The sequence below is a fragment of the Conexibacter stalactiti genome, from assembly GCF_033542075.1.
Classification (GTDB): Bacteria; Actinomycetota; Thermoleophilia; order Solirubrobacterales; family Solirubrobacteraceae; genus Conexibacter; species Conexibacter stalactiti.
Window position 1 is genome coordinate 107,621 of record NZ_JAWSTH010000008.1, and the last position, 7,420, is coordinate 115,040.

A 7,420-nucleotide genomic window follows, 5' to 3' on the forward strand; every position below is an offset into this window, starting at 1 on the left:
GTTCAGCACAGCTGCGCCTCCGGACCGGCGAGCAGCAGGTGGCGCAGCGTCCGCTGCAGCGACTCGGCGCGCCAGTCGGCGTCGTCGCGCCACGACTTCGGCAGGTCGTCGAACCAGCGCGAGGCGAGCCGGATCAAGGTCGCTCTGGTCGCCTCGGAGACCGGCGGCGAGCCGACCGCCGCGTGCGCGATCGCGAAGGCGCGGTCGGGCTCGAGCGACGCCTTGTACGCACCCTTGTCGACTCTCGCCGGACCGTAGTTGACGAGGTAGTTGCCGATCACGAAGCGCTGACGCATCGCGTTCGACGACATCCAGCGCGTGCCCCAGTCCCAGCCGGCGACCGACGGCGGATAGAACAGCTGCTGACCCATCGTCGAGAGCATCCAGGTCGGGTAGTCGTGCGCGATCGTCGCACCCGAGGTGCGCAGCGCGCCGGCGACGAAGACGACCGGTGCCTTGACCATGTCGGGTTGGTGCAGTCTCGCGTACAGCGCCGGGTGCTCGAGGATCTGCCGCACGACCGGCTTGATCCGCAGGCCGGAGCGGCGGTAGGTCGCCGCCAGCCGCCGCACGGTCGCGTTCGAGGGCGGCGTCGCGACGAAGAACTGCCACAGCTTCGTGACGAGGAAGGGCGCGTGGCGCGGGTGGTCGCAGACGATGTCGAGCACGTCGTCGACGCCGAACCTGCCGCGCTTGCCGAGGATCCGCTTGACGCCGCCGTCGTGCTCCTCCGGGACGTATCTGATCCACTCCATCCCGCGATTGCCCCACTTCGTGCGGAAGCCGGTCAGCGCCCGTGACGCCTCGCGCACGTCGCGCTCGCTGTAGCCCTTGCCGAGCGTGAACAGCTCCATCAGCTCGCGCGCGTAGTTCTCGTTCGGGTGGTCCTTGGTCGAGTCGGCCAGTGACAGGAACAGCTGCATCGCCGGGTCGCGCGTGACGCCGCGCAGCAGCGGGCGGAAGGCGCCGAGCGCGTGGCTGCGGAAGAGCCTGTTCTGGCGCAGCATCAGCGGCGTGTCCTGCTCCGCGGTGGCGAAGTGGTCGTGCCAGAAGAGCGTCATCTTCTCGACGAGCGGCCGGTTGCTGCGAACCATCCGGTCCAGCCACCAGAGCACGTCGTGGCCCCACTCGTTGACGGGGTCGAGCTTGCGGCCGTCGATGTGCGGCGCGCGGCCGCGCAGTCTCGTGCCGCCGGGCGGGCCGTCGACGATCCAGTCGATCGTCGCGCGCTTGCCGCGCGCGGACCAGGCGCGCGCCTCAGCGGCGGTCGCGCCGAAGCCGGCACGCCAGAAGAGACGGTGGACGTGAGCCTCGGTCCAGGCGGCGGAGGCGACCGCGACGGGCGCGGATGTCGCGGCCGGCGCGGCGATGGCCGGCGCGGCCGCACGGATGCGGCCGGGGATGGCGCGGCGGCGAGCCATCAGGGCCGCACCACCGTGAGCGCCGCGCGCATCCCGCGCTGCGCGTGGTCGGCGACGTCGCAGCTGAGGCGGTAGCGGCCGCGGCGCAGCTTGACGGTCACGCTCGCTCTCGCGCCCGCTCTGATCTCCGGCGAGCGTTTGATGACGCGCCCGCGCGTGTCGCGGACGACGAGGTCGTGCACGTCCTCGCCGAAGTTCGTCACGTAGAAGCGCACCTCTCCGGCCGGCACGCGGCCACGGTAGGGCGTCAGGCGGAACTCGCGCTGGGAGACGCCGACGGCCGTCGAGACGGGGCGCTTGGCGGCGGGTGCGGCGAACGGAGCGGCGGCGAAGGCGGCGCTCGGGCCGTCCGGCGCGGACGCGGCGACGCCGGTCGCGGCAGCGGCGGTCAGCGCCGCGCCGAGCACCGCGCAGAGCAGGAGTCCTCGCGACCGCACACGCACCGGACCATCTTCGGCACGTCTGCGCTGGCTCCTGAGCTTCATCCGTGAAAATGCACGAGTTGGCGCAGGAAAGCCCACGAACGACCGTGTCCGTGGGCCCACCCGAGGGGCTGCGAGCTAGCTCAGCTCGACTCTCTCGATGCCGGCCGGCTCGACCGGGCGGTCGCGCGCGTCCGTGTCGAGACCCTCGATCGCGTCGACCGCGTCCATCCCGTCGACGATTCTGCCGAACACGGTGTGCTTGCCGTCGAGCCACGGGGCGGCGTCGACGGTCACGAGGAAGAACTGCGAGCCGTTCGTGTTGGGGCCGCGGTTGGCCATCGCGAGCGCGCCGCGGACGATCTTGTGGTCGTTGATCTCGTCCTCGAACTCGTAGCCGGGACCACCGGTGCCGGTGCCCTCGGGGCAGCCGCCCTGGATCATGAAGTCTCTGATCACGCGGTGGAAGACGAGGCCGTCGTAGTAGCCCTCCGACGACAGTCTGCGGAAGTTCTCGACCGTCTTCGGCGCGTCCTCGTCGAACAGCTCGATCACGATCGCGCCGTGGCTCGTGTGCATGGTTGCCTGGGACATCGGCACTCCTCCGGGGGATTGCGGTGGTGTTGGTGGTGGGGGAACTGCGGCTGCGGTGGGTCCTGCTGCGACCCTACTACCCGTCGATCAGCTCGGCGATCCGGTCCAGCAGCGGCAGCTGAGCGGGCAGCAGCTTCTCGCGCGCGCGATCGAGCGTGAACCACTCGGCGCGGTCGACCTCGGGGAACTGCGCGCGTCTGCCCGAGCGCGGCGGCCACTCCAGCTCGAAGCTGTTGGAGACGATCGTGGCGGGGTCGAGGTCGCCGGCGACGGCCCATGCGGTGACGAGCTTGCCGCCCTTCTGTCTGACCTCGCCGAGCGGCACGATCTCACCGGCCGGCAGCGGCCGGCCCAGCTCCTCGGCGAACTCGCGCCGCGCCGCCGTCAGCGGATCGTCGTCGGCGCCGTGCTCGCCCTTCGGGATCGACCAGGCGCCGGCGTCCTTCTTCGCCCAGAACGGCCCGCCGGGATGGACCAGCAGCACCTCCGGCTCCCCGCCGTCGAGACGGCGGTGGAGCAGGATCCCGGCGCTGCGTCTGGGCATCAGCCCTTAATCGGCTCGAGCCGCAGCACGTGGCCGTCGACCTCGTGGCCGTCGACCGTCTCGACGACTCTCGCCGCGGCGCTCGCCGGCACGTCGAGGAAGGCGAACTGCTCCAGCACGCGGACGTTGCGGACCGACTCGCCGTCGATGCCGGCCGCGCTCGTGATCGCGTGGATCAGGTCCTTCGGCTCGATCCCCTGCGCGAGGCCGCCGGCGATCACCAGGCGCGTGCGGGCGTCGTCGGCGGTCGGACGGTCACCGTTGACCGGCGCGACGTCGTGCGGCTTGGACTCGTGGCGCTTGGGCTTGACCTCGACCTTGCGGGTGCCGACTCTGGCGCCCTCGGTCCACGGCGCCATCGGCGTGCTCGTGTGCCGCTCGATCGCCTCGATCTCCCTCTTCTGCTTGGAGTCGTAGAAGGTGATCGCGCGGCCCGAGCGCCCGACGCGGCCGGTGCGGCCGATGCGGTGGACGTAGACGTCCGGCGAGGTCGGCACGTCGAAGTTGACGACGTGCGTGACGGAGGAGATGTCGAGGCCGCGGGCGGCGACGTCGGTCGCGACGAGGATCGGCAGACGGCCGCTCTTGAACGCCAGCATGACGCCGTCGCGCGAGCCCTGGCTCATGTCGCCGTGCAGCGCCTTCACGTTCATGCCGCGGTCGCGCAGCGTGCGGTAGAGCTGGTCGCAGCGGATCTTCGTGCGCACGAAGACGATCGCCTGGTCCGGCTTCTCCGACTCCAGCACGCGGCCGAGCATGTCGGCCTTCTCGCGCTGCGGCACCTCGAGCGAGAACTGCTCGACGGTGTCGACGGTCAGCGTCGCGGCTCTGACCTTCACGTGCACCGGGTTGTAGAGGTACTTCTCGGAGAGCTTTCTGATCTCCGGCGGCATCGTCGCGCTGAAGAGCGCGGTCTGTCGGCTGCCGGGCGTCAGCGCGAGGATCTTCTCGACATCCTCGAGGAAGCCGAGGTCGAGCATCTCGTCGGCCTCGTCGAGCACGACGAAACGGCAGCCGGTCAGCATCAGCGAGTGGCGCGAGATCAGGTCCTTCACGCGGCCGACGGTGCCGACGACGATCTGGCCGCCGGCGCGCAGCTGCGCCTGCTGGGAGCGGATCGGGGCGCCGCCGAAGACGGCGACGACGTCGATGCCCTTGCGCGTGCCGTAGGAGCGCAGCGCCTGCGTCACCTGGATGCACAGCTCACGCGTCGGCGTCAGCACGAGCGCCTGCACGTCGGAGTCGGTCGGGTCGACGTACTCCATCAGCGGCAGCCCGAACGCCGCGGTCTTGCCCGATCCGGTCTGCGCCTGGCCGATCATGTCGTTGCCGGCGAGCAGCGGCGGGATCGCCTGCTCCTGGATCGGGCTGGGGTTCTCGTACCCCACATCGCGCAACGCGTCGAGGACGGGCGCGGAGAGTCCGAGTTCAGCGAAAGTAGTCACTAGCCCTTCAGATTAGCCTCTGCCGGGCCGCAGGGGCGTGCGGTGCCGCACGTTTCGTTCTCACGCGCGCGGGTCGAGCAGCAGCTTGCCGGTCGTCCGGCGGCTCGCGAGGTCGACCTGCGCCTGCCCCGCCTCGGCCAGCGGGTAGGTCGCGCCGACGACGACGCGCAGCTCGCCGCGGCCGGCGCGCGCGAACAGGTCGGTGATCGCCGCGTGCAGCAGCTCAGGCCGCCCGAAGAGGTGGTTGAACCAGAAGCCGGCGACCGTGCGCGAGGTCTTCAGCAGCTTGCCGGTGCGCAGCTCGTTCTGCTCGCGCGAGGAGATCCCGTGGACGACGATCCGGCCGAACGGCGCGAGCGCGTCGAAGCAGGCGTCGAAGACGGCGCCGCCGGCCAGCTCGAGCACGACGTCGACCGGCTTGCCGTCGTTGGCCTCCAGCAGCCGCTCGGTGAGGCCCTCGGCGTCGCCGTCGACCGCGGCGTCGGCACCCAGCTCCAGCGTCAGCGCGCGCTTCTCCGCCGTCGAGGCGGTCGCGATCACGCGACCGGCGCCGAGCGCGCGGCCGAGCTGCGTCGCGAGCGTGCCGACGCCGCCGGCGGCCGAGACGATCACGACCGACTCGCCCGGCTGCAGTCGCGCGCTCGTCGTGTAGAGGTGCCAGGAGGTCAGCCCCTGGATCAGCAGCGCGAGCGCGGTCGCGTCGTCGACCGCGTCGGGGATCGGGAAGGTGCGGTCGGCCGCCGCGGTCGCGTACTCGGCGTAGCCGCCGCTGCCGCAGATCGCGACGACCCGCTCGCCGGTGTCGAGGCGGCGGCCGGCGACCTCGATCCCGGGCACCAGCGGCAGCTCCGCCTTCGCGACGTAGCCGTTGGTGCGCTGGTGGGTGTCGGCGAAGTTGAGGCCGGCGCGGCTGACCTCGATCAGCAGCTCGCCCGCCGCCGGGACCGGTCTCGGCAGCTCGACCAGCCGCAGCACCTCCGGCCCGCCGAACTCCTGCAACTGGATCGCGCGCATGACGCCGGAGGCTAGAGGAGGCCGCGCGCGGTGGCCGCCGGTACCCTGTGCGCACGGCCTGCGCGCTCTTCTGCGTGCGCGCGGGCGCAACGCACCCGACCGAAAGACCTTCCTCTCCATGGCTCTCACCGTCGTTGGCTCAATCGCGTTCGACGCCGTCAAAACGCCCTTCGGCACCCGCGAGAAGATGCTCGGCGGGGCCGCGGTCCACTTCTCGCTCGCCGCATCCTTCTTCACGCAGGTGCGCGTCGTGGGCCCGGTCGGCGACGACTTCGGCGACGCCGAGTACGCGATCCTGCGCACGCGCGGGACCAACACCGACGACGTCGAGCACGTGCCCGGCGGCCAGACCTTCTTCTGGCGCGCGCACTACGACTTCGACATCAACACCGCGCACACCGACGACACGCAGCTGGGCGTCTTCGGCGCGTTCGACCCGAAGCTGTCGCAGGAGAGCAAGGACAGCGAGGTGCTGTTCCTCGCCAACATCCAGCCCGACGTGCAGCGCGCCGTGCGCGAGCAGTCGAACGCCAGATTCGTCGCGCTCGACTCGATGAACCTGTGGATCGAGACGGCCCGCGACTCGCTCATCAAGACGATCGAGACGGTCGACTGCGTCCTCCTCAACGACGCCGAGATCCGTCAGCTGACCGGCAAGGCCAACCTCGTCCAGGCGGCGCGCGAGATCCGCGCGATGGGCCCGAAGGTCGTCGTCGCCAAGCAGGGCGAGTACGGCTCGGCGCTGCTGACGGAGGAGGGCTTCTTCGGCCTCCCCGCCTACCCGCTGGAGACGGTCAACGACCCGACCGGCGCGGGCGACTCGTTCGCCGGCGGCTTCGTCGGCTACCTCGCCGCGCACGGCGGCGAGGACCTCTCGCACGAGACGCTCTGCCGCGCGATGGCGTACGGCACCGCGATCGCCTCCTACAACGTCGAGGAGTTCGGCACCGAGCGCGTCTCGCGCCTCACGCGCGACGAGGTCACCGCGCGCGTCGCCGAGCTGCAGCGGATCACGCACTTCGTCGACGCGCCGGTCGAGCTGCGGGCGTAGGAGCGGGGCTACGGGCGCGCCAGGCGCGCGCCCAGCTTCTCGCCGCTGCGCGTCATGAACGCCAGCGGCGCCAGCATCACGCGCACGGCGATGCCGCGGGCGGGGCTGGCGCGGCCGGCGACGCGCGGGCCGAGCACCGCGGCGAGCGTGACGAGGCCCGGCATCGGGCGGACGTACAGCTCGATCCGCTCGATCAGGCCGTCGGCGTCGAGGCGGAACCAGATCGTCTCGTCGATCGCGACGCCGCCGACGACGCCCGAGCCCTTCAGCACCCGGTGACGGGCGTCGCCGAGGTCGGCGTGGAAACGGCGCTGCGAGACGACCGCGACGACCTCCTCCATCACCGCGGCGATCTGATCGCGACCGGCGAACTCGAAGTCGTCGGTGATCGGGGACTTGAGCGTCGCCGCCGGTGCGAGGCAGGCGCGCACGCCCGCGACGTCGCCGGCCTCGAAGGCGGCGCGATAGGCGGCGAGCGGGCTGTCGGCGTCGAGATCGGGCATGCGCGGGACGCTACGCCGCAATCCGGCGCGACTCAACCGCGAACGACCTGCTCGATCGTCGCGAGGAAGGCGCGGACGGCGGCGCTCGGCGTCGTCGAGACGGCCGCGGACATCCGCATCCGCAGCGGCTCGCGCAGGCGCACGGTCGCGAGGTCGTCCTGGCCGGCGACGACGAAGGCCGGCAGGAAGGCGACGCCGAGACCGTGGCGGACGAGCTGGAGCGCGGCGCCGAACTCCGCCACCTCGTAGGAGATCGTGCGCTCGACGCCGGCGGCCGCGAAGGCGCGGTCGGCGACCATGCGGTTGCCGTAGCCGGGCGGGAAGTCGATCAGCGTCTCGCGCGCGGCACGGGCGAGCGTCATGCGGCGCCGCGGCGCGGGCGCGGCCGGGGCGGCGCGCGCGGCCAGAGCCTCGCTCGCGGCCGGA

At 71.8% G+C, this 7,420-nt stretch carries 9 protein-coding genes; 1 reads left to right on the forward strand and 8 read right to left on the reverse strand.

Features of this window, described 5'->3' with window-relative positions:
- Positions 1 to 2 precede the first annotated feature (2 nt).
- The 6 genes from R7226_RS05525 to R7226_RS05550 all read right to left on the reverse strand — a co-directional run bounded on the left by R7226_RS05525 (position 3) and on the right by R7226_RS05550 (position 5,440).
- Positions 3 to 1,421, reverse strand: coding sequence for a DUF1800 domain-containing protein (locus R7226_RS05525; protein ID WP_318596038.1), 1,419 nt, complete (start codon positions 1,419 to 1,421; stop codon positions 3 to 5).
- Positions 1,421 to 1,864, reverse strand: coding sequence for a cupredoxin domain-containing protein (locus R7226_RS05530; RefSeq protein WP_318596039.1), 444 nt, complete (start codon positions 1,862 to 1,864; stop codon positions 1,421 to 1,423). The genes R7226_RS05525 and R7226_RS05530 overlap by 1 nt, the downstream gene beginning before the upstream one ends.
- A gap of 117 nt (positions 1,865 to 1,981) precedes the next feature.
- Complete coding sequence (locus R7226_RS05535; RefSeq protein WP_318596040.1) at positions 1,982 to 2,437, reverse strand: peptidylprolyl isomerase; 456 nt, start codon at positions 2,435 to 2,437, stop codon at positions 1,982 to 1,984.
- A 76-nt stretch (positions 2,438 to 2,513) separates the two neighbouring features.
- Positions 2,514 to 2,981, reverse strand: a complete 468-nt coding sequence (locus R7226_RS05540) for an NUDIX domain-containing protein (protein WP_318596041.1) — start codon at positions 2,979 to 2,981, stop codon at positions 2,514 to 2,516.
- Entirely contained in the window at positions 2,981 to 4,369 is a 1,389-nt protein-coding gene (locus tag R7226_RS05545) for a DEAD/DEAH box helicase (RefSeq protein WP_318596048.1), read from the reverse strand. Before R7226_RS05545 ends, R7226_RS05540 begins: the two co-directional genes overlap by 1 nt.
- Positions 4,370 to 4,486: 117 nt before the next feature.
- A complete protein-coding gene (locus R7226_RS05550; RefSeq protein ID WP_318596042.1) occupies positions 4,487 to 5,440 on the reverse strand; it encodes a quinone oxidoreductase family protein in 954 nt (317 codons plus the stop codon).
- Positions 5,441 to 5,558: 118 nt separating this feature from the next.
- On the opposite strand from R7226_RS05550, the gene R7226_RS05555 reads away from it, so the two are divergent.
- Entirely contained in the window at positions 5,559 to 6,491 is a 933-nt protein-coding gene (locus R7226_RS05555) for a PfkB family carbohydrate kinase (RefSeq protein WP_318596043.1), read from the forward strand.
- 8 nt (positions 6,492 to 6,499) lie between these two features.
- On the opposite strand, the gene R7226_RS05560 is transcribed toward R7226_RS05555, so the two are convergent.
- Positions 6,500 to 6,994, reverse strand: coding sequence for a nuclear transport factor 2 family protein (locus tag R7226_RS05560; protein ID WP_318596044.1), 495 nt, complete (start codon positions 6,992 to 6,994; stop codon positions 6,500 to 6,502).
- Positions 6,995 to 7,026: 32 nt separating this feature from the next.
- A partial coding sequence (locus tag R7226_RS05565; RefSeq protein ID WP_318596045.1) for a LysR substrate-binding domain-containing protein occupies positions 7,027 to 7,420 on the reverse strand: 394 nt, incomplete at its 5' end.

Bases quoted from the DNA above. Each gene is read 5' to 3' on its own strand.
- R7226_RS05550 (WP_318596042.1), bottom strand. From the start codon at position 5,440: ATGCGCGCGATCCAGTTGCAGGAGTTCGGCGGGCCGGAGGTGCTGCGG.
- R7226_RS05560 (WP_318596044.1), bottom strand. From the start codon at position 6,994: ATGCCCGATCTCGACGCCGACAGCCCGCTCGCCGCCTATCGCGCCGCC.
- R7226_RS05535 (WP_318596040.1), bottom strand. From the start codon at position 2,437: ATGTCCCAGGCAACCATGCACACGAGCCACGGCGCGATCGTGATCGAG.
- R7226_RS05555 (WP_318596043.1), top strand. From the start codon at position 5,559: ATGGCTCTCACCGTCGTTGGCTCAATCGCGTTCGACGCCGTCAAAACG.
- R7226_RS05540 (WP_318596041.1), bottom strand. From the start codon at position 2,981: ATGCCCAGACGCAGCGCCGGGATCCTGCTCCACCGCCGTCTCGACGGC.
- R7226_RS05525 (WP_318596038.1), bottom strand. From the start codon at position 1,421: ATGGCTCGCCGCCGCGCCATCCCCGGCCGCATCCGTGCGGCCGCGCCG.